Source organism: Paenarthrobacter nitroguajacolicus (assembly GCF_007786235.1).
Classification (GTDB): domain Bacteria; phylum Actinomycetota; class Actinomycetes; order Actinomycetales; family Micrococcaceae; genus Arthrobacter; species Arthrobacter nitroguajacolicus_A.
Genome location: NZ_VNFK01000030.1, coordinates 1 through 21,885, shown reverse-complemented (window position 1 = coordinate 21,885; position 21,885 = coordinate 1). Strand labels below are relative to the sequence as shown.

General features: G+C 63.4%; 20 protein-coding genes. 11 read left to right on the top strand and 9 right to left on the bottom strand.

Going from position 1 to position 21,885, the window contains the following annotated elements; translation table 11 throughout:
• Nucleotides 1-599: 599 nt before the first annotated feature.
• From FQP90_RS22475 to FQP90_RS22435, 9 genes are all read left to right on the top strand, one after another.
• On the top strand, nt 600-1,055 hold the full coding sequence (locus FQP90_RS22475; RefSeq protein WP_144653285.1) for a hypothetical protein: 456 nt from the start codon (nt 600-602) through the stop codon (nt 1,053-1,055).
• 84 nt (nt 1,056-1,139) lie between these two features.
• Nucleotides 1,140-1,994, top strand: a complete 855-nt coding sequence (locus FQP90_RS22470) for a COG1470 family protein (protein WP_144653284.1) — start codon at nt 1,140-1,142, stop codon at nt 1,992-1,994.
• A 1-nt stretch (nt 1,995) separates the two neighbouring features.
• Nucleotides 1,996-2,511, top strand: a complete 516-nt coding sequence (locus FQP90_RS22465) for a hypothetical protein (protein WP_144653283.1) — start codon at nt 1,996-1,998, stop codon at nt 2,509-2,511.
• Nucleotides 2,508-3,779 (top strand): Ig-like domain-containing protein, encoded by a 1,272-nt coding sequence (locus tag FQP90_RS22460; protein ID WP_244296953.1) that lies wholly within the window; start codon nt 2,508-2,510, stop codon nt 3,777-3,779. The genes FQP90_RS22465 and FQP90_RS22460 overlap by 4 nt, the downstream gene beginning before the upstream one ends.
• 157 nt (nt 3,780-3,936) lie before the next feature.
• Nucleotides 3,937-5,001 carry an FUSC family protein gene (locus FQP90_RS22455; RefSeq protein WP_167510549.1) on the top strand — a complete coding sequence of 355 codons (1,065 nt, stop codon included), beginning with the start codon at nt 3,937-3,939 and terminating at the stop codon, nt 4,999-5,001.
• Between the two features lie 99 nt (nt 5,002-5,100).
• On the top strand, nt 5,101-5,598 hold the full coding sequence (locus FQP90_RS22450; protein WP_244296951.1) for a MarR family winged helix-turn-helix transcriptional regulator: 498 nt from the start codon (nt 5,101-5,103) through the stop codon (nt 5,596-5,598).
• A gap of 82 nt (nt 5,599-5,680) precedes the next feature.
• Nucleotides 5,681-6,082, top strand: a complete 402-nt coding sequence (locus FQP90_RS22445) for a hypothetical protein (RefSeq protein ID WP_144653281.1) — start codon at nt 5,681-5,683, stop codon at nt 6,080-6,082.
• On the top strand, nt 6,079-6,969 hold the full coding sequence (locus FQP90_RS22440; RefSeq protein WP_144653280.1) for a serine/threonine-protein kinase: 891 nt from the start codon (nt 6,079-6,081) through the stop codon (nt 6,967-6,969). The genes FQP90_RS22445 and FQP90_RS22440 overlap by 4 nt, the downstream gene beginning before the upstream one ends.
• Nucleotides 6,970-7,041: 72 nt before the next feature.
• A complete protein-coding gene (locus tag FQP90_RS22435; RefSeq protein ID WP_144653279.1) occupies nt 7,042-7,302 on the top strand; it encodes a GlsB/YeaQ/YmgE family stress response membrane protein in 261 nt (86 codons plus the stop codon).
• Nucleotides 7,303-7,365: 63 nt separating this feature from the next.
• On the opposite strand, the gene FQP90_RS22430 is transcribed toward FQP90_RS22435, so the two are convergent.
• The 5 genes from FQP90_RS22430 to FQP90_RS22410 form a co-directional block, all read right to left on the bottom strand.
• Entirely contained in the window at nt 7,366-8,877 is a 1,512-nt protein-coding gene (locus tag FQP90_RS22430) for a leucyl aminopeptidase (RefSeq protein WP_144653278.1), read from the bottom strand.
• Entirely contained in the window at nt 8,874-10,592 is a 1,719-nt protein-coding gene (locus FQP90_RS22425) for an MFS transporter (RefSeq protein WP_144653277.1), read from the bottom strand. The genes FQP90_RS22430 and FQP90_RS22425 overlap by 4 nt, the downstream gene beginning before the upstream one ends.
• 114 nt (nt 10,593-10,706) lie before the next feature.
• A complete protein-coding gene (locus tag FQP90_RS23715) occupies nt 10,707-12,509 on the bottom strand; it encodes an SLC13 family permease (protein WP_144653276.1) in 1,803 nt (600 codons plus the stop codon).
• A 9-nt stretch (nt 12,510-12,518) separates the two neighbouring features.
• Nucleotides 12,519-12,923, bottom strand: a complete 405-nt coding sequence (locus tag FQP90_RS22415; RefSeq protein WP_144653275.1) for a hypothetical protein — start codon at nt 12,921-12,923, stop codon at nt 12,519-12,521.
• An 80-nt stretch (nt 12,924-13,003) separates the two neighbouring features.
• Nucleotides 13,004-15,640: a LuxR C-terminal-related transcriptional regulator gene (locus FQP90_RS22410; protein WP_144653274.1), complete on the bottom strand. Its 2,637-nt coding sequence runs from the start codon at nt 15,638-15,640 to the stop codon at nt 13,004-13,006.
• Nucleotides 15,641-15,767: 127 nt separating this feature from the next.
• On the opposite strand from FQP90_RS22410, the gene FQP90_RS22405 reads away from it, so the two are divergent.
• On the top strand, nt 15,768-16,364 hold the full coding sequence (locus FQP90_RS22405; RefSeq protein ID WP_244296949.1) for a DedA family protein: 597 nt from the start codon (nt 15,768-15,770) through the stop codon (nt 16,362-16,364).
• 15 nt (nt 16,365-16,379) lie between these two features.
• On the opposite strand, the gene cls is transcribed toward FQP90_RS22405, so the two are convergent.
• The 3 genes from cls to FQP90_RS22390 are packed head-to-tail and all read right to left on the bottom strand — an operon-like array spanning nt 16,380 to nt 19,338.
• A complete protein-coding gene (cls, locus tag FQP90_RS22400) occupies nt 16,380-17,846 on the bottom strand; it encodes a cardiolipin synthase (RefSeq protein ID WP_144653273.1) in 1,467 nt (488 codons plus the stop codon).
• A gap of 6 nt (nt 17,847-17,852) precedes the next feature.
• Nucleotides 17,853-18,917 (bottom strand): AI-2E family transporter, encoded by a 1,065-nt coding sequence (locus FQP90_RS22395; RefSeq protein ID WP_144653272.1) that lies wholly within the window; start codon nt 18,915-18,917, stop codon nt 17,853-17,855.
• 43 nt (nt 18,918-18,960) lie between these two features.
• Nucleotides 18,961-19,338, bottom strand: a complete 378-nt coding sequence (locus tag FQP90_RS22390; protein WP_144653271.1) for an SHOCT domain-containing protein — start codon at nt 19,336-19,338, stop codon at nt 18,961-18,963.
• A 293-nt stretch (nt 19,339-19,631) separates the two neighbouring features.
• Between FQP90_RS22390 and FQP90_RS22385 the strand changes: the two genes are divergently transcribed.
• Entirely contained in the window at nt 19,632-20,843 is a 1,212-nt protein-coding gene (locus FQP90_RS22385) for a hypothetical protein (protein ID WP_144653270.1), read from the top strand.
• Here the strand turns inward: FQP90_RS22385 and FQP90_RS22380 are convergent.
• Entirely contained in the window at nt 20,840-21,595 is a 756-nt protein-coding gene (locus FQP90_RS22380; RefSeq protein WP_144653269.1) for a ZIP family metal transporter, read from the bottom strand. The two genes, FQP90_RS22385 and FQP90_RS22380, sit on opposite strands and share 4 nt — an antisense overlap.
• Between the last annotated feature and the right edge of the window lie 290 nt (nt 21,596-21,885).

Sequence of the window (21,885 nt, the reverse complement as noted above, 5' to 3'; positions counted from 1 at the left end):
GGCTAAACCCCCGAACCACCCACCAGCAGTACCGAAGGACCGGATGCCATGCGTAACGGCGTCCGGTCCTTCGACGTCTAAACCGTCGAGCGCAAACAGCTCGGCGCTAAGCCGTGACTCCAAAAGCATCGAACGCCAGCGCAGTTTTGGCTCAAGACGCGCACAATCTTTGCGCAGCACCGCCAATTGCCGGCCTGGGCGTCGCACAGAACAGCCGTGTCTCGCAGGGATTGGTTGTTCGCGGTGCGCTTCACTGAAAAGGCACCGGGAGCGGGTTTGTCCGCGTCCTGCGCTCGGGCCTCGCATCCCAGTGTGGGCAAGGCAGGACTCCCTCGTTCCGCGTGTCAGGAACCATGTCAGACGCAGCTGTTGCCTATCAGCCAAGCAAGTGGTCAAAACCCGAAAACTGAGTACCCGGGGGCCGGAAGGGCGTATTCCCGACCACTTGTTCGGGCCTAAAAGAGGCGTACACCCAAGAGTAGCCACGGGTCCTGTGCTGGCTGAACTATTGGGGGCATCGCTTCATCCGCCAGCAACGGCCGGATGCTGGGGGTTGCGCTGCGGCTCCCCGGTACATCGATCAACCAAGGAGTCTTACCATGCGCAAACTTTCCAAGAAGAGCCGGATCACAGCAGCCGTCGCTGGCGTGGCTTTGGTGGCAGTCGGCGGCGGCGCTGCCTACGCCTACTGGACCACCACGGGCTCCGGAAGCGGCTCGGCGACGAACTCCGCCGGCGGTGGCACGGTCACGCTTCACGCCACGTTTGCTGGCGGCCTTGCCCCGGGAAACCAGGTCCCGGTCGCGTACACAGCCGACAACGCCACAACGTCAGGCACCGTGGTGGGAGCCCTGAGCGCCAACGTGACCACCAACGTGGCCGGCTGTCTCCCCGCCTGGTTTGAGGTCACTGCGGTAACCACCAACACGCTCGTCGCAGCCAACACCACCGGAACGTCCGTGGGTAGCGGAACCCTGAAGTTCAACGACAGTGGCACGGTCAACCAAGATGCCTGCAAGTCCGCCATCGTGACAGTCAACGTCGCCAGCCAGTAGTCGCTGCCCGCCGGGGCCCATCCGCGAGTGCTGGTCCCCGGCCCAGGTTTTCCGTCCAAGCGCGTCCGTCCGAAAAGAGGCTCCATGCAACCCCAGCCAGTACGCATGAGGATGCCGCTCAGCCGCGCGGGTATCGCCGTCAAGGCGGCGCTCCTCACAGTGTTGGTTGTCTTGGCGTCCGTGGCATCCCTCGGCGCCAGCGGCGGGCAAAGCAACGGAAAAATGGCCGAGGCCAAGGCCGTGGCCGCCATCCAGCTGGCTCTCTCGCCTTCGAGCCGCAGCCTGGACCAGGGTCAGTCGGCAACATTCGATGCCACGGTGTCCTCGAGCGGAGGCTATTTGGGGCCTGTGGCCTTCTCAGCGGCCGGGCTGCCTTCAGGAACGACGGCGGCATGGTCGCCGTCGTCGGTTGTGGTGAACTCCGGCAGTACTGCCAAGGCGACACTAACGATCTTCACGAGCCCCACCACGCCGGCGGGGAAAGTCGATTTCACAGTGACGGGCACCAGCGGCACCATCAAGTCGAATGCCGCCAAGGGGCAGTTGCACGTGAAGGAAGTCAAGCGAAACTTCGGGGTCACCGGCTCGCTCCAGGGGCCGCTGGCTCCGGGAGTGTCCTTGCCCTTGGACTTGCAGATCTCCAACCCGGAGAACAAGAGCATCGCGGTAACCAACGTGTCAGCTTCCATTAGCCAAGTGGTTCGTACGCCGGCAGCCATCGCCGCCGGACTTCCGTGCAGCAGCGCGGATTACAACGTCACCCAATTCACCGGCACGTACCCCTTCGACGTCCAGCCGGGATCCACCTCGCTGTCCGCTTTGGGGATTCCCCAAGCAAGTTGGCCCCGGATCAGCATGCTGGACACCCTGCAACTCCAAGACGGATGCAAGGGCGCCACACTCGAACTCACCTACTCCGGGACGGGACAGGCGAACTGACATGAAGATGACTGCCCGGACTCCTCGCACACCCCGCGCCGGACGGCTGGCACGAACCGCGGCCGCTACCGTGGCGCTCTGCGTCCTCGGCGGTGCAGGGTCCGCCTACGCGTACTGGACCAGCACAGGCCTTGGCGCCGGTTCGGCTACCAACGGGACCATGCAAACGGTCATTGTGGATGCGCTTATTGCGGGCGACACCCCGCAGAACAGCCTTGTCCCGGGCGGAACAGCCGACGTCATCCTTCGAGCCACGAACCCCAATGCCCATGCCGTCACCATCTACGGATTGGCTGCAAACGGAGCAGTGACAGCGGACGCCGCCCACCCTGGTTGCACCACCACAGGGGTGACGTTCACCCCACCTCCCGTTCCGGTGGCCCCGCCTGTGACTATCCAGCCAAACTCGTCCATCCTGCTGACGCTGCCGGACTCGGCCAGCATGAGCGCAGCCTCACTCTCCGCCTGCCAAGGATCCCAATTCCGCATTCCCGTAACACTGGAGGTCCGGAAGTGAAGCAGCACAGCAAGTCTTTGGCGCGGCAGTCCCGGTCAGTAACCATGGGCCGTTGGAACCGTGTGATGGTGATCGTGGTCGGCATTCTCCTGGTTTCGTGGGGAGGGCCGGCCGCCAGCGCGTTCTGGAGCACGGTCAGCAGCAGCAACTTCGCCGCTGCCAAGGCCGACACTGTCAACCCAGGTGCCAAGCCGGTCGCCGTGGTGGGCACTGCCGGCAGCGTCACGGTGACGTGGACGGCAAGTACGACGGCGGCAGGCAGGTCCGCGACCGGGTACAGCATCGCTCGCTACGCCTCCGCGACAGGCGGGACCAGAGTCCCGGCGGCAGGCACCTGCGCCGGCACTGTGGCTGCGCTGAGTTGCACGGACACTGCGCCCACAGGCACGTGGTATTACGCGGTGACGCCCATGCTTTCGTTATGGCAAGGGTCGGAGAGCCTGCGAAGCACGGCAACTGCGGTGGATGCTACGGCCCCGGGGGCTCCCACGGTGAACGCGCCAACGTACGTCATTGCGACCACCGCAGCCAATATCACCGCCACGGGCACCGCCGAAGCCAATTCATCGGTCCTCCTCACCGTCACCGACGCCGGTTCGCTGCACAGCGTGACCAAGACTGTTACCGCAAACGGGGCAGGCGCGTGGACGGCCTCAGCATTGAATCTGAGTACTCTCAACGACGGCCTTGTCACCTACTCTGCACGCGCCACTGACGCCGCAGGAAACACCGGTGCGGCGGGTAGCGATACGTCCACCAAGGACGTCATCGCACCGACGGTTACCGGTGTGCAGCTCAGCAACGGCGGAAGCCTCCCAGGCAGGATCGAACGCGATGACCTCGTGACCCTGACGTTCTCGGAACCTTTGGACGCAAGCGCCATCTGCAGTGCCTGGACAAGCGACACCGCCACGCAAACGCTCAATGGCAACAGCCAGGTGCTTGTCTCGGTGAGCTCCTCTGACAACCTGACTGTTACATCGAGCGGCTGCTCCACGTTGAAGTACGGCACCGTGGCGCTCGTCGGCGACTACGAAACGTCGGGATCCATGACGTTCAGTGGGTCCGGCAGCAACGCGTCAGTCCTGCAGTGGAACCCCGTGGCCAGGACCCTCACCCTGACCCTCGGAACCATGTCCGGTTCAGGGAACACCGTCGCCCAGAACCCTGCCGCTGCAAAGTTCACCCCGGCCTCCGGATTGACGGACATTGCGGGCAACCCGATCGCCCCCGCGCAGTTCACGAGCCCCACGACGTCGAGGTTCTAACTCCGCAACATAAGCCTGGACAGTGCCCCTGGTGCGTGATGAGGGGCACTATCCGGACTCAATCCCGGGGTAGCCCAATGGCCGGCGCGTAATCTTGAAAGCGGACGCCAGCGCCGCCGTCGTACGTTTGATCCTGCGACGAAAGGCGAGCCGCCCCTTGAAGGCTGTAGCGGAACTGTTCACGATGGGTCCTGGAAACAAGGACCACCATCCCGCCCTCCGCTGCGCTGTTGGTGTGTTTGTGCCGCTGATTACCCTGACGCTGCTTGGCCGATTGGATCTTGCGGTGTTCGCATCGTTTGGGGCGTTCACCGGAATCTATGGCCGCAACGAGCCCCACAGTGTTCGCTTCCGCAGCCAGTTGCGTGCTGGCGGCTTCATGCTTTTGGTGATCCTTTTGGCCACGCTCATGGCCCGCTTTGCCCAAGCCTGGGGGATCGCAGGTGCAGAGTATTCGTGGCTCCTGACCGCCGCCACCACTGTAGTGGCCGGCGCGTGCTCTGTAGTAGTTGCCGCTTGGCGACTCCGCCCTGGCGGGTCCCTCTTTCATATTTTTGCGTTTGCTGCCATCGCGTCCATCGCAGCCCAGCCGCCTCTCTGGGAAGCCATGCTGGTGGCGGTCCTGACCACCGTCTTCTGCCTGCTGGTCGGCATGTCCTCACGGGTGCTCAAGAGCCATCGAACGCCTTGGAAGCGTCCGCCGCGCATCCGCCACACCGGTGCTGAGCGCCGGGCGATGTGGCTCGAGGGAGGCGGCTACGTGGTGGCTGCCGGCCTGGCGGGAACCATCGCAACAGTGGTGGGGGAGCGGCTCGGGTTCGGACACACCTACTGGGCCATGGTTGCAGCCGTGGTCCCGCTGGTGGGTCACTCGACGCGGCACCGCGTGAGCCGTGGAATCCAAAGAATTGCGGGAACGGTGATTGGGCTGGTGCTGCTGGCCGGCATCCTGTGGCTCAACCCCGCCCCGTGGGCCATGGTTCTGGTCATCGCGGCGTGCCAGTTCGGCGCCGAGATGTTCATTGCCCGGCAGTATCTCGTGGCGCAAGTGTTCGTGACGCCTCTGGCGCTGATTGCCACGCTCCTGGCAGCGCCGGTTGATCCTGGTTTGCTCCTGCGGGACCGCATCATCGAGACCGTCATTGGGGCCGCCGTCGGCGTTGCCGTAGTGGTGGCCCCGGCGGTGTGGCGGCGGGTGGGTGCGGCTGCCAGAAAGGCCTGATTTCTCCTCACCGCGGCCGTCGGGTCGGCGGACTCCCCGCTGAACGCCTAGGATCAATTTGTTAGACAAGCGAGATACATGTCTACCAAAGGATTGGTAATGGATGACAATCGGGGAAGTCAGGGCTACTGGTATGGGCTGGAAAATCGCAAGCGAATGGGTCCCGTGGATGTCCTGAACGCACTCCGGGACTACCGCTCGGCAGAGGCCGACATGCGACGTCGCACTCGCGCGTCCATGGGGATGGGCGAAACCGACCTTGTGGCCCTTCGTTACTTATTGGAGGCGGAACGCGCGGGCCGGCAGGTGGGGCCGAAGGAGTTGGCTGTCCGCTTGGGCGTGACGTCGGCATCCATCACTTCGCTGGTGGATCGATTGGTGCGCTCCGGGTATGTGACCAGGGAGCCGCATCCCACGGATCGCCGCGCCCTTGTCCTTCGGCCCAGCGCCGAATCCGATCATGAAGTGCGCAACACTCTGGGCGACATGCATGCTCGCATGATGGAAGTCGCAGGCACCCTCAGCGAGGAGGATTCCGCGACCGTGGTGGAATTCCTCCGCCGGATGCGACGGGCGATAGATGGCCTGGCGACATGACGCCGGTTGGACATATTTAGTAAGTACACATATAACTAGATAGCCAAGCTACTTATCCATCTAAATGTGAGAGAAGACGACGATGACTGTCGCCCTGCGTGAACCAGACTCCACACCCGCGGCCGGGAGTGCCGTGGAAGCTTTGACGGATCAGGTAATTCCCCTGGGGCCGGTACACTGCGGCGCCAACATGGCCATCTCGGCAGGGCCGACCCACGATTCCATGAAGTGGGTCTCCGTGGAGCCGATCTGGCCCGAATGGGCTTGCGGCTGCGGCTTCCGGATGGACATCGACGCCGTCGATCCCGTCAGCGGTGTCTGGATCGCGGCGCTCCGCCGTCAAAGCCTGCAGCACGAGCTTGCCATTGCGCAGAACACCCTTCAACTGGCCTTCAAGAAGGCTGTTCAGGCAGGCGTCGAGCCCCGTGCTCTGGCCGACGCCGCCGGCGTGCCGTCCACGGACATCGAAAGTCTCCTTCGGTGACGTTGATTGATGCCCCTGCCGTCCGCGCCGATCGCGGGGCAGGGCCTTCTGGTCACGATTCCGGTGTGCGGGATGTGGTGCTCGGTGGGCGTTATCGATTGGGCGCCCCACTGGGTGGAGGCTCCGAGGCGTACGTCAACGAAGCACTCGACCTGCGCACCGGCACTTCCGTGGCAGTGAAGATCTTCAGAACCAGGGGCGGAGCTCCTTTCGACAGGGAGATGGCAACCCACAGCCGACTTCGGCACCGGAACATCGTCCGCGTGATCGGCTCCGGAGGCCAGGGGGACGGGAGCAAGGAGCTTCCTGACGACCAAGACTGGGGCCGGAACTACCTGGTCATGGATCTTGTGGAGGGCCGGGACCTGAGATCGCTCCTACGTCACGCTCCTGCCTCCGAACACCAGACGGTGGCGTGGATGACGGGAATTGCGCGGGCATTGACCTACTTGCATCGTCGCGGAATTGTTCACAACGACATCAAGCCAGGCAACATCCTGGTGGATTTCGCAGCCGATCCGGGAGGTCCGGGCATAGCCAAACTGACCGACTTCGGCATTGCCATCAAAGGACGCCAGGAGGCCCCGAAGTCCTCCTCCGGCACTCCTCACTACCTGAGCCCAGAAGAAGTGCGGGGTGGAGAGTCCACGTCCGCGAGCGACATCTACTCCTTGGGCCTCGTTGCCTTGGAGTGCCTGACCGGAACCAAGGCGTTCCCGGGTGCTCCACTCGAGTCGATGGTGGCCAGAACGCTGGGCGAACCAAGAATTCCCGGCACGGTACGGCGTCGCTGGTCCATGGTGCTTCATGCCATGACCGACCCCGTACCTGCCGGCAGGCCGTCTGCCAGCCAGGTCGTCGGTATGCTCCGACGGCTCAGCTGGTAGCCAACAATCAGGTCCATAGCGGCGCGGAACAGTCGCCGGACTAGGACCTTGCGACGAAAGAGAGAATGAAAAATGGGAATCATCGGTTGGATCGTTTTGGGTTTGATTGCCGGAGCCATCGCCAAGGCCATTAAGCCTGGCAAGCAGGGCGGCGGCTGGATCGCTACGCTGCTGCTCGGCGTCGTTGGCGCCATCCTGGGTGGATGGATTGGCAGCGCCCTCTTCAACGTTGGCATCAGCGAGTTCTGGTCCCTGTCCACCTGGCTGCTGGCCATCGGTGGCGCGCTGATCGTGCTCATCATCTGGGGATTGCTTACGCGCAAGAAGGCCTGACCGCCTGCACGCCCAAGAGGCCCCGACGCTGCTGCGTCGGGGCCTCTTCCGCGTTCCGGGCGACTAGTCGGCCGAGTAGTTCAGGGCAAGGTCGATCAACAGGCGCGCACCGAACCCCGTGGCTCCCTTGCTCCGCCACGCATCGTCCTTGTCCGATTGCATGGTGCCAGCGATGTCGATGTGGGCCCACGGAGTGTCGCCCACAAACTCTGCCAGGAACAGAGCGGCAGTGGTGGCGCCGGCAAAAGGGCCACCAAGGTTGGAAATATCCGCAATGTCCGAATCCAGCTGCGCGCGATAGGCCCTTTCCAAGGGGAGCTGCCACAACTGTTCGTCTGCCCGGGCGCCCGACTCCAGCACACGGTCCACCAAGCGTTGCTCGTTGCCAAACACCGGGGCGGTGAGCTGGCCCAAGGACAAGAGCGCGTTGCCCGTAAGGGTGGCGATGTCGACGATCCCGTCCACCTTGTCCTCTATGGCCAGCGTGAGGGCATCGCACATCACAAGGCGACCTTCGGCGTCGGTATTCTTGACCTCGATGGTGAGCCCGCTGCGGGTGGTGAGTACGTCCCCCAATTTGTAGGCAGAGCCAGCAGGCATGTTGTCCGTGCACATCAGGAACCCGGTCACGGCGGAGGTGCACCCGAGATCACGGAGTGCGGTGAACACGGCCAGCACCGCGGCAGCGCCACCCATGTCCATCTTCATGAGCAAGTGCATGGGATCGCTGGGTTTGAGGCTGACGCCGCCGGAGTCGTACATGATGCCCTTGCCCACCAAACCAAGGTGGCCCGATGGTGTCCCCTCGGGTCGGTAGCTGAGCTTGATCATCCGGGGTTCCTGGGCGCTGCCGGCGTTGACGCCGAGGAGTCCCCCGCAGCGGAGGTCAATCAACTGCTGTTTGTCGAACTCCTCAACCTCGAACCCGAACCGTTCGGCCAGTTCCTTGGCGGCCGCGCCCAAACCGACGGCTGTCAGGTGGCTCGGCGGAGCGTTGCACAGATCCCTGGCGATGGCTGTTGCCCGCACCTTCACCCGACCGGTGGCCAAGCCGCGGGTTGCAGCTTCGGTGTCCACGCCCGGGGCGAGGAACTGCACCAAGGCCAGCGGGGTCTCCTTGTGCTTGCTCTTCAGCGTGTCATAGCTGTAACGGGCCAGCAGCACGCCCTCCGCCAGGACCTGGCCCAAGCGCTCGGCGTCCATCCCCGGGGTGTCCGGCAGTTCGAACCCAATCCGGGAGTGCCGTTGAGTGGCGCGGACCAGGGCTGCGGCGGCTTTACGCCAGCCGTCGGTGTCCAAGGAGCCCGGTTTTCCTCCACCAACGGCCACCACCAAGGTTCCGGACGCGTTGGCCAGTTGCAAGGTGGTCCCGGGCTTTCCGTCGAAGCCGGCACGTTCCAGCGTCTCGCGGTTCAGTCCTACCGAGGCTGGAACGTCACCCTCCGCAGGTACTACGACGCCGATCGCGTCGAGCTGGCCGAAAGCGTCAACAAACTCCAGTTCAGGTTCGGCCCGATCCACGGATGGGATGGCTGAGAAAGCTTCCGGTATCAGTTTGTAGGGTTCGTGGTTCACCGTTTCGCCTGTTCTGTAGAGGTGCCATCTGATGGTGTGCTGCGGCGCGCGGCAGATTCGTCGTCCGGAATCGCGTCGGGATCGTCGGGTTCGAGTTGTTCGGGCAGGTCGCCCTTCATTCGGCCGGGCATGCGGCCAGCCGGAACGATCGCCAGGAGAGCCAAACCTGACAGGCCAAGAAGGGAGATCTGCAGTGCACGGAGGCGGGCGTCCGAGTTGACCTCAATCGCGGCAGCCAGTTCGGAAGGGCTGCTCACCCGGTCCCCGATGGCCGCCTCCACTTGGGCGTTGGTCATGAAGTCGGCTTCGTTGATGTTCACCTTCTGTATCAGTTCGGGGGAGACTTCCGGATGCGCGGCGGCGCCGCTGGCTATCAGTGAGGAAAGCATTCCGACGGCGAACGCGCTCGCCACCGCTATACCCACGCTGCCCGCGAGGTTGTGCACCAGGCCGCGCCACGCACCGACGTCGCCGGCCAAGTCACGGGGAGCGGCGGTCAGCAGCGAGTTGAACACCAAGGCCACAATCGCTCCTTGGCCCAACCCCAGCAGGATCAGCCCCAACACCACGAACAGTTGCCCCCAGTCGTTCCGGATGGTGAAGGCGATCAGGATCAGTGCGCCGGCCACCACCACGAAGCCGCCTTGGGCAATGGTTCGCGGCGGAAACTTCTCGTACAGGAACGCCACGAAAGTGCTCGCGAGGAAGATGGACAGGGTGTACGGGATGATCGAGAAGGATGTCTCAATGCTGGTGCGCCCTTGGACTATCTGCATGTACAAAGGGATCAGGAAGTTGGCAGCCGTTCCCACGAACAGCATGGTGGCCATGCAGGCAGTGATGGCGAGTTCGGAGCTGGAAGCCAGCACCCGAAGATCGAAAATGCGGGGAAGCTTGGCGTCCTGGCGCTTCCGCACCCACCGGAAGAACACTTGTCCCGCTATGGCTCCGAGGAGGATCAGGAGTGGGGCCGGCGAGAGGCCCAGGATGTCGAAGGGCGCTTGGTTCGTCGCAAACCAGGTGCCCCACGAGGCGAGGCCGCTGAAGCCGAAACTGAGGAAAATGATGGCCACTGCGGCAATGATTGCGCCGGTCCAGTCGATCTTCAGTTGCGGCTGGGCGGGGACGGTCTTGAGCCGGAAGCTCAGCAGCACGTTGAGCGCGCCCAGGACCACCATCAGTCCGAAGGAATAGCGCCACCCGATGGTGGTGGCGAACGTGCCGGCAATCAGCAGGGCCAGGACGCCGGCCGCCGGGATGGCCGCAGCCAGGAGGCCGATGGCTTTGGCTTGCTGCTGGTCCTTGTAATTGGTGGCGATGAAGACGGTGAGGGCCGGCGCGATGAGCGCGATGACGGCACCGGAGGACGCCTGGGCAATGAACAGCATGGCGGGACTCATGCTCAGTGCCACGCCGGCCATGGCAGCTGCATGGATGGCGACGGCGATTTGGAACACCTTGCGGGTGCCGAAGCGGGCGCCAACCTTTGCGCCCAATAAGATGAACGCCGCCATCGAGAACGTGCCTGCGGTGATGGCCGTGCCCACGGAGGTTGCTGCCGTGTCCAGGTCGGTGGTGATGCCCTGCATTGAGACAGTCAATGCGTTGACGGCGAATGATGCCTGGATCTGGGTGAGGACCACCACGATCAAAGGCAGCCATGAAGCCGCTTTGACTGGTGGTGGCGACGTTGTGGAGGTGTGGTCACTGGCCATGTCTTGCTCCTGTTGTGCTGGGCCCGTTCTTGGAAGGGCGCTTGGATACCTCACTACGGGGTTGACGGAACGGTGTGCGGACTAGCTGAGGATTGGTCTCCGATCTCTTGGGTGCTACGTCTGGAGTGGCCAGAAAACGGGAACCAACAAGATGGCAACGGCAGCGTAGAGCGCCATGATGGCCAACCCGAACTTCCAGTAGTCGCCAAAGCGGTAGCCGGCCGGCTGCATGATCATCATGTTGGCGGGAGTCGCTACCGGCGTCAGCAAGGCCGCGGAAGACGCCACGGAGACGCACATCAGCACCGTGTAGGGGTTGATGGAAGACTCTTGGGCAACCGAGAGGGCGATCGGAATAATGATCAGCGCAGTGGCAGTGTTGCTGATCAGTTGCCCGAGGACTGCAGTGACCACGAAGATTCCAACCAGCAACAACAGTGGTCCGCCGCCTCCGACCACCGACACCATGCCCTCAGCGAGGATTTCCGCGGTGCCCGTCGACGTGATGGCAGTGGACAGCGGGATCATCCCTGCCACCAGGATGAGGGTGGTCCATGCCATGGAACGGTGTGCCTGCTGGACCGTGACCACGCGGAGCACCACCATGGCCATTGCGGCCAGCAGCGCGGCGACCGGCGCGGGGATGAGGTTGGTGGCCAACAGGACCACCATGATTCCGACGACGATCAGCGCCGGTGTGGCGCGCGGCCCCAGCGGAACGGTCTGGCGGCGGATGGTGTCCGGCGAGTCCACCAGCAAAACGTTGTGATCCACGGTGTGCTGGTCCAAGGCGGACCACGTTCCCTGCAAAAGAAGCCGGTCCCCGGCGGTGATGAGTGAGCGGCCGGAGCTTTCCTGTTCGCCCGGGTGTTGGTGGGCCAACACCACCAAGGTGCCGCTCTCGGTGACCATACCGGGGTAGGCCTCTGTTCCCACCAGGTTGGAGCGGGGCGCAACCACCACTTCGGCCACGCCGTAGCTGCTGCTGATGAGTCCGCACGTCGCGTTGTCGTCCTGGGTGAGGCCATGCCGTGCGGCGAAGGTGTCGATGCGCGGTTGGCCACCGCGCACCACAATGTCGTCGCCTGCCGTGAACGTGGCCAGCGTGGATGGTTTGCCGTCCGGCTTCTGCACGCTGATCAGGTGGAGGTGCCCGCCGTCGTCATCCTCCTGGAAGCACGCAACAGGCTGGCCCACCAAGGCGGAGCCAGCCGGGATAGTCAGCCGGCTCAGCCTGTCGTCGCCGAGGTAGTGGGTCATGAGTGTCGCGCCGTGGGAGCCAAGATCCTTGGGGAGGGCCTCCGGGGTTCGGTTGGGCAACAGGGACGGACCGAGCCAGAGCGTCAGCCCAATGGTTCCCAGGAGCAGCGGCAATCCCACCAGGCCAAACTCGAAGAACCCGATCCCTGTGCCAGTGGTCTCCACCGCAGCGTTGAGGACCAGGATGTTGACCGGCGAGCCCGTCAGGATCAGCAACGAACCCGCATGGGCTGCGAAAGCCATCGGCATGAGGAGTTCGGAAGGGCGGCGACCCAATCGAACCGCGAGCACCACCACCATGGGCAGCAAAGCCGCAACAGCTCCGTTGACGCTGATCAACGCCGTCAGCAAGGCTGTCAGCACCATCATCAAGACCATGAGCCGGCTGCGGCTCGTTCCCGAAAACCTGATGAGCAGGCTTCCCAACCACGTTGTGACCCCTGCGGCGTCAATGGCCTCGGCAACCACGAACAATGCCGCGATCAACACCACCGTCCCGCTTCCGAAACCGGCAAAGGTGTCCTCAAGCCCTACGATGCCCGTGCCGTACAGGGCCAAGGCTGCTCCAAGAGCCACAACCTCCACCGGTAAGCGGTTCCAAACGAACGCGGCGACCACCACGACGAGGACCAGCAACGTGATGGAGACATCTGTCATGGTGACCCGCTATCCGGATGGAGTGGCGGCCACCCTGGGCACGCATCGGAGGTTGGCGGGATCGCCAGTATAGATATCGGTGAAGGTGACATCCGTGGACGCCCCAGGCGCCAGTGTGAACCTGTCCTCAGCGAAACCCACAGGATCGCCGTTGGGACCGCGGACTACTGAAAACCGGACCACGTAGTTGTTGGTTGCGGTGCCGGGATTGGTCAATGTGGCTTTGCCGCGCCATACGTTGTCGGCGTCCGCCCCACAGAGGAATCCGCTGAGCACTTCAGGTCCTGCGTTGGGCGTGACCGTGACGGTCGCTGTGACTGTGGTTGTTGGTCCGGGTGTTGGCCCGGCACAGCCAGTCAAAGCGGCCAGCGCGACGGCGGGGAGAACTGTGAGCAGGATTGCTTCGGTTCGCATTCTCTCAGACTAGATCCGGGTTCAGTCCTCGGGGTCACCCCAATTGGGTGACTGCTGGGCATTTTCCGAGGTCACGGGGCTTAGGGCAAATGTCCACATCTGTAGGCGGCGGCCACTGCGTCATGGCGTGTGCCGGCCCCGAGCTTCGAATAAATGATGCGTATGTGCGTCTTCACGGTGTTTACCGATAAATGAAGTTCCGCGGCCATCTGTTCCTGGGACAAGTGGGAGGGAAGCAGCACTAGGACTTCGCGCTCCCGGGGCGTCAACGACGGCGCTCGCAGGGCGTCAGCGGGAGGCCGCAACGCCAGCAGCCGCTGGGCGAGCGCCTCCTGGGGTCCGTGTGCGCCGGCGCGTTCCACCAGGAGGTCGATGACCTCCTGCGGTGCGATGGCCAAGGGGCGGATCACTGCCAGTTCGTCCGCCAACCGCAGTGCGTCCTCAAGGAGCTTGCCGGCCAAGGTCCGCCGTCCCGTCCGGATGGCCATGGAACATTCCAAAACGGCGACATGGAGCCATGTCCACTTCAGCACTGGTGTAGCCGCGCCAGTGTGCAAGGGTCGCAACCGGTCATTCGCGGCGTCGAACCGGCTGATTCCGGCAGGGCCTTGAGCGCGCAGCAGGCACAGTTCACCGGTTCCGGGAATCCGTTCTTCTGCCCACTCCAAGACCTCGCGTGCCCGCTCTGCATGTCCCAGCGCCAATGCGGCAGTGTGCTCCATAACGGCGAGGCAGGCGGCCAGCGGTCGGGCGAAAAGATGGTCTTGGCCGACGCGCAGCCGGGCTTGCCGCATGCCATCAAGGGCATGGCGCCTGTCGCCCGAATCCAAGTGGGCGCAAGCGCTGATCATTTCCAGCATGGCGCGCATTGCAGCTCCCACCCCCTTGGAAGAGGACCCGAGTTGCCCGAGCTCCGAGGTGCCCGCAGCAGCGAACTTCAAGGCTGCGGCCGGTTCGGCGCCGAAGAGTGCGGCTGATGCGTGCAGCAGGGCACCCACCGACCTGCCTGCTCCGGCCGTCCAGACTTGTGCCGGCAACTTCTCCTCTGCTTGCCGAAGATACTCACTGGCGCGGCGCAGGTCACCTTGCGTCGAGGCGGTGGCTGCAAGCTTGAGGTAGACCTTGCCGGTCAGGTATGAGTTGCCTGCCTCAGCGGCTTCGACCAGGGCGGCGAAAGCTTCATTCTCGGCAGTCCCATAGCGCCCCTCCACAAGGGCGGCCGTGACCGAGACCATTCTGGCCTCGATCCGGATGTCGCTTTGACCTGAATAGGGGAGGGCGGCGTCGGTGATGACAGCCTGGGGGTCCTGTTCGTCCCAACCGTCGCTGAACCAGGAAAGGCGTGCTTCCGCCAAGGTTCGAAGTTCACGCAGATCGGGAGGGGAATCGTCGGCCCAGATGCGGTTGGCAGTGGCTATGTAACGGCTGGCGGTGGTGGGCTGGCGGCTTTCCACGTGGGTCAGGGCGGCCACCACGCAGAGCCTGGGACTGGCCGCCACAAAGGATTCCGGCAAGAGCGCAATCGCCCGACGAACACGCGTAGCACCGCCGGATCCCAGGATCGCGGCCCCATGCCGCTCCAGGACTGCGCCGATCAGCTCATGGTCCGCTGAGTCCGCAGCATGCCTCAGCGCGGCGTCGGGGTCGTTGGCAGCTTCATGCCATTGAGCTGCGATCCGGTTCAGGCGCAGCAATTCCTCGGGCTCTTTTCGGGCCAATTCCGCCCGAAAGTACGCTCGGATCAAGGGGCGGACCAGGAACACTTTTCGTCCGCTGCCGGCAGACTCCACCAAGTCCCTGTCATCGGCAAGGCTGGAGAGGATGCTTCCTGCCTGCCGGTGGCCCGCCAGTGCGTTGGCTTGGGCGGCGACCACTACGCGGCAGACACTGGTGCTGGAGAGCACGTGCCGTTCTTCGCAGGAGAGTGTGCGGAGGATTTCATGGTCCAGGTACTCGGAGATCTGCCGGTTGTTGGCAGCCAGGTCGCCCACCGACATCTCGGGGTCGGCGGTTTTGCGCAGGGTACGGAGAGCAAGGACAACGCAGGCCGGCCAGCCGGCCGTCTGCCGGAACAATTCGCCCAACTGATGAATCCCCAGCAGCGTGATGGTCTTGGCTGCCAGCGCGTTGATCTCGTCCAAAGAGAAGGCGAGCTCATTGGACTGCAACTCCACGATGCGGCCGCTAAGCCGGGCAGGCCCGGGATCCACGGCTGTGCTGTCCCGGGTTGCCAGCACCAACTGGATGGGCATTTCGGTTTGGTTGAGCAGTGGTGGAATCCACCGGTTGCGTTCGTCAACAGAGAAGCCATCGACGCCGTCGATCACCAGCCGGACGGAGGTACCTGCCGCGGTTAGTGCCTCGGCGAGGTGGCCGGTGACCTCCGCGGCGTTGTCCTCTGCTCCGGAAAACCGGCGAAGCGTGCCGGCTGGGAGGGCAGGGCATTGCCGCAGCGCCCTCAGAATCGCGGGCCACAGCGCAGCCTTGTTTTGTTGGTTCGGACTGAGCCATGCCACATTGTGCTCCTGGCCGTGCAGCCACTGTCCCAGAAGCACTGTTTTGCCGTATCCGGCGGGGGCACAAAGGAGGACTGAGTCTGTTGCGGCGTCGAGCTTGGCCACAAGTCGGGATCGAGCCAGCAGGTCCAAGGGCGGCCGGGGGACCGCCATCAGCTTGGGGCTCAAGAGGTCCGGGCGGGTACCACCTTGGTCGTCCACTCCTTCAGTGTAGGGGCGGGGCATCGAGGATTCACCCAGTCAGGGCGATCCGCGTGGCGGCCACAGGGCGTAAGGATGATCTTGGCGGCCGTGAGACGCTTGGGCGAGGCCTGGAGAGGGGTTCACCGTGCAAGCTTTCAAGGACATCATGAGTGCCGCGGATTCCGGGTGGGTCTACCCACTCGGGGCGTTCTTCGTTGCGTTGTCTGCGATCTTCCCCCCGATTCCCACTACCTCGCTGTTTGTGGCTTTGGGAGCGTTGTCGGCCACGGACGGACTTCCCAACGGCTTCTTGTTGGCGGCCGCGATGCTGGCAGGGGCTGTTGCGGGGGACCTGGGCGCCTATGAACTGGTCCGGCACCGGGACATGGCCAGTTGGAAGATACTGCGGGGGCCCCGCACGCAGAAGGCTTTGCATGCTTCCAGGGAGCGCCTGTCCAAACACGCGGCCTCGTGGGTGCTGACGTCCCGCTTTGTTCCGCTGGGGCGGCTGACCATGAATGTGGCCAGTGCGATCACCCCGGTATCGCGGGGAAGATTCATTCTTTATTCGGTCGCAGCCGGCATCCTGTGGTCGGCCTATTCGGTGGGTATTGGTGTCTTGTCCGGGCTCTTGCCCGGATTGTCCACGGAGTTCGCGGTGGTCATTGCCATCGCGTTCTCACTGCTGCTCGGAAGGGGCATCAGCGCCGGGGTGACCTGGTACCTGCAGTTGGATGAGTGACTTAACCCGGGCGTGCTATTGGAGTGATGACGTGAGCCGGGCAAGGTTGTCCAAGGCTACGTGACCCACCGGGCGGCGCAGCCAATCCTCCAGCAGCAGCTCCTTGCTGGCGGCGCGGTACCGGTCCTCCACTTCCCGCATCCGGTCCACGATTGATCGTCCATGCACCAGCACCGAGACCTCCATGTTCAAGCTGAAGGACCTGACGTCCATGTTGCTTGAGCCGATGACCGCCACGTCGTCGTCGATGGTGAAGTGCTTGGCATGCAGGACCTGTGGGGCCCGGTACAGGTAGATGCGGACGCCGGCCCGCAGGAGGACCTCATAGTACGAGCGCTGAGCGTGGTAGACCATGGCCTGGTCGCCTACCTCGGACACGAAGAGTTCAACGCTGAGGCCGCGGGAAGCGGCGGTGATGATCGCCAGCTGGATGGCTTCGTCGGGCACGAAATATGGGCTGGTGATGCTGACGCGGTGCTCCGCTTTGTAGATCAACGTGGTGTAGAGCTTCAGGTTGTTGTCGTTGTCGAAACTGGGTCCGCTGGGAAGAACTTGGGCGTCGATGAGTTCAGGGGCGGAACCCAGGACCACCGGTGAGGTATCCAACGGCAGCAGGGCTTCGGATTCGCTGTACCAATCGGTGACGAACACGGCGTTGAGCTCCCGCACCACCGGCCCCTCCAAACGGACCATCAGTTCGTGCCACTGGAGGCCCCGCCGGATGTTGCGCTTCTTGTTGTAGGACGCGTCAATGAGGTTTTGCGAGCCCGTGTAGCCCACCCTTCCATCCACCACCACGAGCTTCCGGTGGTTGCGCAGATCCGGGCGCTGCCACTGCCCTTTGAAGGGGCGCAGCGGCAACATGGCGTGCCACTCGGCTCCCATGCCATCGAAAGCCTGCAGCATGTTGCGGTACTGGGGATCACCCACTGCGGCGAGGTGATCGAAGAGGACCCGGACAGCCACACCACGTTCGCAAGCCCTCGCCATGGCCTCGAAGAAGGGGGTGGTGGTTGGGTCCAGCGCGAAGATGTAGAACTCCACGTGCACAAACTCCTCAGCCGCATCGATGTCTTCGATCATGCGGTGGAAGCTTCCGTCGTAGTCCTCCAGCAACTCGGCCCGGTTGCCGCCCACCATGGGCAGCGCGCCCAGCCTGCGGTTGAGTTCGACGGCGGAACGCAGCCAGGCGGGCCACTCGTCACTGTGGCTGACTGCTGAAAGGCCAGGCGTCCTTCCAAGCATGAGTTCGTTGACCGCACGCTGTTTTTCCCGGCGGGCCTTGGGAAGTTTGCCTCGGCCCACCAGCAGGAACGCCACCATTCCCAGGTAAGGAATGAAGATGATGGCCAACACCCAGGCAATGGCGGATGATGGCCGCCGATTGGCCGAGACCATCACGGCGGCAATTGATCCGAGTACGATGTGGAGCGCCAACAAGATGAGGGCGACGGCATCGGCGTCGAGCGTTAGTCCTGGCATGCCGCGCTACTTGGCGTTCTGCTGCGGTATGACCACCTTTTTGATGATCAGCAGAATCGAGGCCGTAGTGGGGCAGGCAATCAGCGCACCCAGCAGCCCCAGGAGCGTTCCGCCCACCATGGCGCCGATGAGGACCAGGGATCCCGGGATACTGATCGCTTTACCCACGATGCGTGGCGTCAGGAGATAGGCCTCAACCTGCATGTAGACCAGCATGACCAGGAAGACCACCAGCGCCGTAGCGGGCGAGGTGAACAGCGAAACTACCGTGATGATTGCCGTACTGATGGCGCTGCCCACCAAGGGTATGAGCGTGATGGGGAATGCCAGGACGGCTAGGACTGCCGCGTACCTGACCCCGGCGACAGACAGGAGGATGAAGGTGAAGATCGCATTGAACAAGGCGAGGATGGACATGCCGCTGAGGTATTTTCCTACTGACGCAACAATCGTGTCGGTAATCTCCGCAAACGATTCCCTGCGGGACGCCGGAACAAGTGCATAAAGACTCGACTTCATGACCTCGTGACCGGCAACGAAATAGAGGGTCAGGACCACCACGAAAACAACTGCGAATGTCCCATTCACCACGTTGTAGCCAACCTGCACGGCTCCGCCGCCAATGGCCAGCCAGACGTTGGGATCTGCTGCTGAGGTTTCCAGCCAATCCAGCAGCGGCGTCAGTGCCCCGCCCAGCGATCCGTTGAAGTCCAGGAACCATTCCTGTTCACTCACGGCCTCGAAACTGGACGGCAGCAGGCCCACCAGCGCGGCGCCTTCCTCCACCAGGATCGGAACGATGAAACGGATCAGCACGGCCACGAGCACCAGGAAACCAACAGCTACCACCAGCACTGCGCCGGCGCGTGAGAGCTTCAAGCGCTCCAGCCACCGAACCAAGGGATAAAGCCCCAATGATATGAACAGCGCCGCAAAGATCAGCGTCAGCGAGTATCGGAGGGTGATGACGGCCGAGCCCAATGCCAGGGCAACCAGCACGCCGAGTGCCGCAATAAGGCCGAATCTGAACGGCCCGCCTTCCAACAGCGGGAATGCCTTCAATCGCGTCATGCGTCCCTCTCGGCCGTACATGAATGGAGGACGGTGGCCCGAATCAGGCCAAAGCGATCTCCTTCAGGCGAGCGTACTCCGCCTCGGTGATATCTCCCGCGGCCAGCAACGCTTTGGCTGCTTCGATTTGTTGGGTGGGCGACGGTGCTCCGGCGACTTCCCGGATGTATTTCTCCGTCTCTTCAACCGACTCCCGGACACGCATCTCACTGCGCAAAGCCATTCCCTTCCCGCGCATGATCACGTAGATCAAGGCGGAAATAAAGGGTGCTACGAACAGGCACAGGATCCACAGTGCTTTGACGCCACCATTGAGGGCCCTGTCGCGGAGAAGGTCGGAAATAATTTGAAAGAGGAGGATCAGATAGGCAATAAAAAGAAAAGCAACAATGATGCTCCACAAAGATTCCCAAAAACTCATGGCGCCATTCCAATCGTTCGTTCGGCCCGGGGGCTGGGCCGTCGTCTTTCGGCAAGGGACCCGTTCCCCAGCGGGACCACAACACCATTCTCGATTCAGTCACGCCATCCAGTGCCTGCGCGCGCTGGATCAGCAGCGATTGGACAGAAAGATCACCCACTAAGGGTGAGCGCAGGGTCTGGCTGTGACGGTTTCCCGGTCATAAATCTCCCGTAGCGCCGCGACTGAAGGGGGCGTGGAACGTTCCGCTACGCTGCTCGAAGTCACACCACACAGCACGCTAAGGGCCACCAATGATGCACTCTTCCGCCACCACCGCGCGCCCTCAACCAACGCGCGAGCTCAGTGCCGCGGGAACAGCGTTGGGGGCATTCGGCATGGTGGCCTTGCTCGGCCTTTTGGCACTCGTCCTCCAGGGCCTCGAGCGGCAATCGCCGCGGGTCGGGTCCGTCTATGCCGGCTGGGCCCAGGATGCCAGCGACTCCCCGCTGGCATCCCTTCGATGGTTCCTCGGCGACATCACCGAGCCCTTGTTTTACAAGTCGGATCTCGCCGCCCTCGGCCTGCTCGCTGGTGCGGTCCTGGCCTGGTGGGCAAACCGCCGCAGGATCGAGTGGGCTGGTTCGCTCACGTACGGCACGGGTTTGTGGCCGTGGGTCCTGGCGTCGGCGTCGCTGAGTTTGCTGTTGTCCAACCTGGCGTTCGGTTGGATGCTCGACGACGGGTGGCAGCCAACGTTCGTGCCTTTCGTCTGCGTGGCTCCCGCCATGGTCCTTCTCTTCGGGAGCGGCTGGCGAACCTGCATCACCGGTGCGGTGCTCGGCGCGTTCACCGTCACGCCCTTGGCATTGCTGTTCATCCCCACCGTCTCGGAGCCGCTTGGCCTGCCTGCCGTCACAGCGAACGTCCTTGCGATGTCCTTGGGGTCGGTCATCTCATTCCTGGTCGCGCGGAGATTGAAGTGGCTTGTCCCGCGCCAGCCGGGCCCGGCCACGGCCCAGCACCGGCCGCCGTCGAGCAGTCATAAACCGGTCCTGCGCGATGCCGTATGGGCCGCGCGCCGGGTCCTCAAGGACTTCACCGAAACGCATTTCTTCGCCAACGAACTCGCTGGCATGGGAGTGATCCTCGCCGTCGCGGTTGCCTTCGTCCTCAACCCGGGGCTGCCGTCGTACGGATCGAACCTGCTGCCCCAGATACTGTTCGCCCAGGCGCTGACCTCGGCTATCGGCATCGTCCTCTGGCGGGATTGGTACCGCGATGGCGGGTGGGCGGCCACCTACGCGTCCGTTGTGTCGGTTGCGCCCGCAGCGGTCCTCGCTTTCGCTGGTTCGTGGACCGGAACAGTGGGTGGAGCCGTGCTGGGCGCAGTGCTTGCGCCGCCCATCGCAAGGGCCGTTGCCTCGCGGCTGCCTGAAGGGTTTCACCCGGTCATCGGCAACACCGCCGCCATGGCCATCGCGACGGCGGTCGCCATACCAGTGTTGGGGCTGTTGCCCCACTAGCCTCCGACGTGGTGGATGGTGAAGGCGCTGAGGAATCCGACGGCGGCCGTTAGGCCGGTGAGGTTGTGATGCTCCTCGAAGGCTTCAGGGATCATCGTGTCCGCGAGCATGGCCAGGATGCCTCCCGCGGCGATGGCTGTGATGAACGCGATCACGGTGGCGGGAGCGTTCTCCAAGGCCGTGTAGCCCAGTAGTGCGGCCAGTCCGCTGAACACCGCAATGCCGATCCAGGTCCCAAAGACGTAGGCGGGGCTGCGTCCAGCCTTCTTCATGCCGGCTGTGCTGGAAAGTCCCTCCGGGACATTGGAAATGAAGACGGCGGCCAGCATCGCCGGGCTCACCGCTCCACCGGCCAGGAGCCCTACTCCGAGGACCACCGATTCCGGAATGCCGTCGATCAGCGCCCCTACCGCAATGGCAGTCCCACTGCCGGGCGAATCTTTTTCGGACGGTTGGGGCTCACTGGAGCGCTTGCGGTGCTTTGCTCCGGCGCGGGCCAACAGCACGTTGGAGCCTACAAAGATCAACGCACCCAAGAGAAAGCCAAGAACTGTCGGGACCAACCCGCCACCGTCCACGGCTTCGTCCACCAGTTCGAATGCCAGCGCAGAGATCAGGACGCCCGCGCCGAAGGCCATCACTGTGGACACGATCTTGGGCGGCACTTTCCACATCCAGGCAATGCCCGCGCCCAAGACCAGGGCACCGCCCGCCAGCGTTCCCCACATCAGGGCCTGCAGCCACATGGGCATCCGTCCGCCCTTTCATTGCCGGTTCATATGCATCAAGAAGTGTTTCATAAGGTTCCTGCGGAACAGCAAAAAGTCTTGAGGTTTTCCTGAGGAACTGTTGACCGATTACAGGATTGGTTCTTGATCAGGGCCCGGCAAAGTATTTCTTGTCAGCCACACAGGCTGACAGAGAAACAGGCAGACAAGAAACCGGCCGGCCGATCACGGTGGCCCACCGAAAGGACACTGATTCCCATGGCCATCAGCCTCAAGACCACCTCCGGCAAGATCCTCGCTTCGGTCGCACTGGT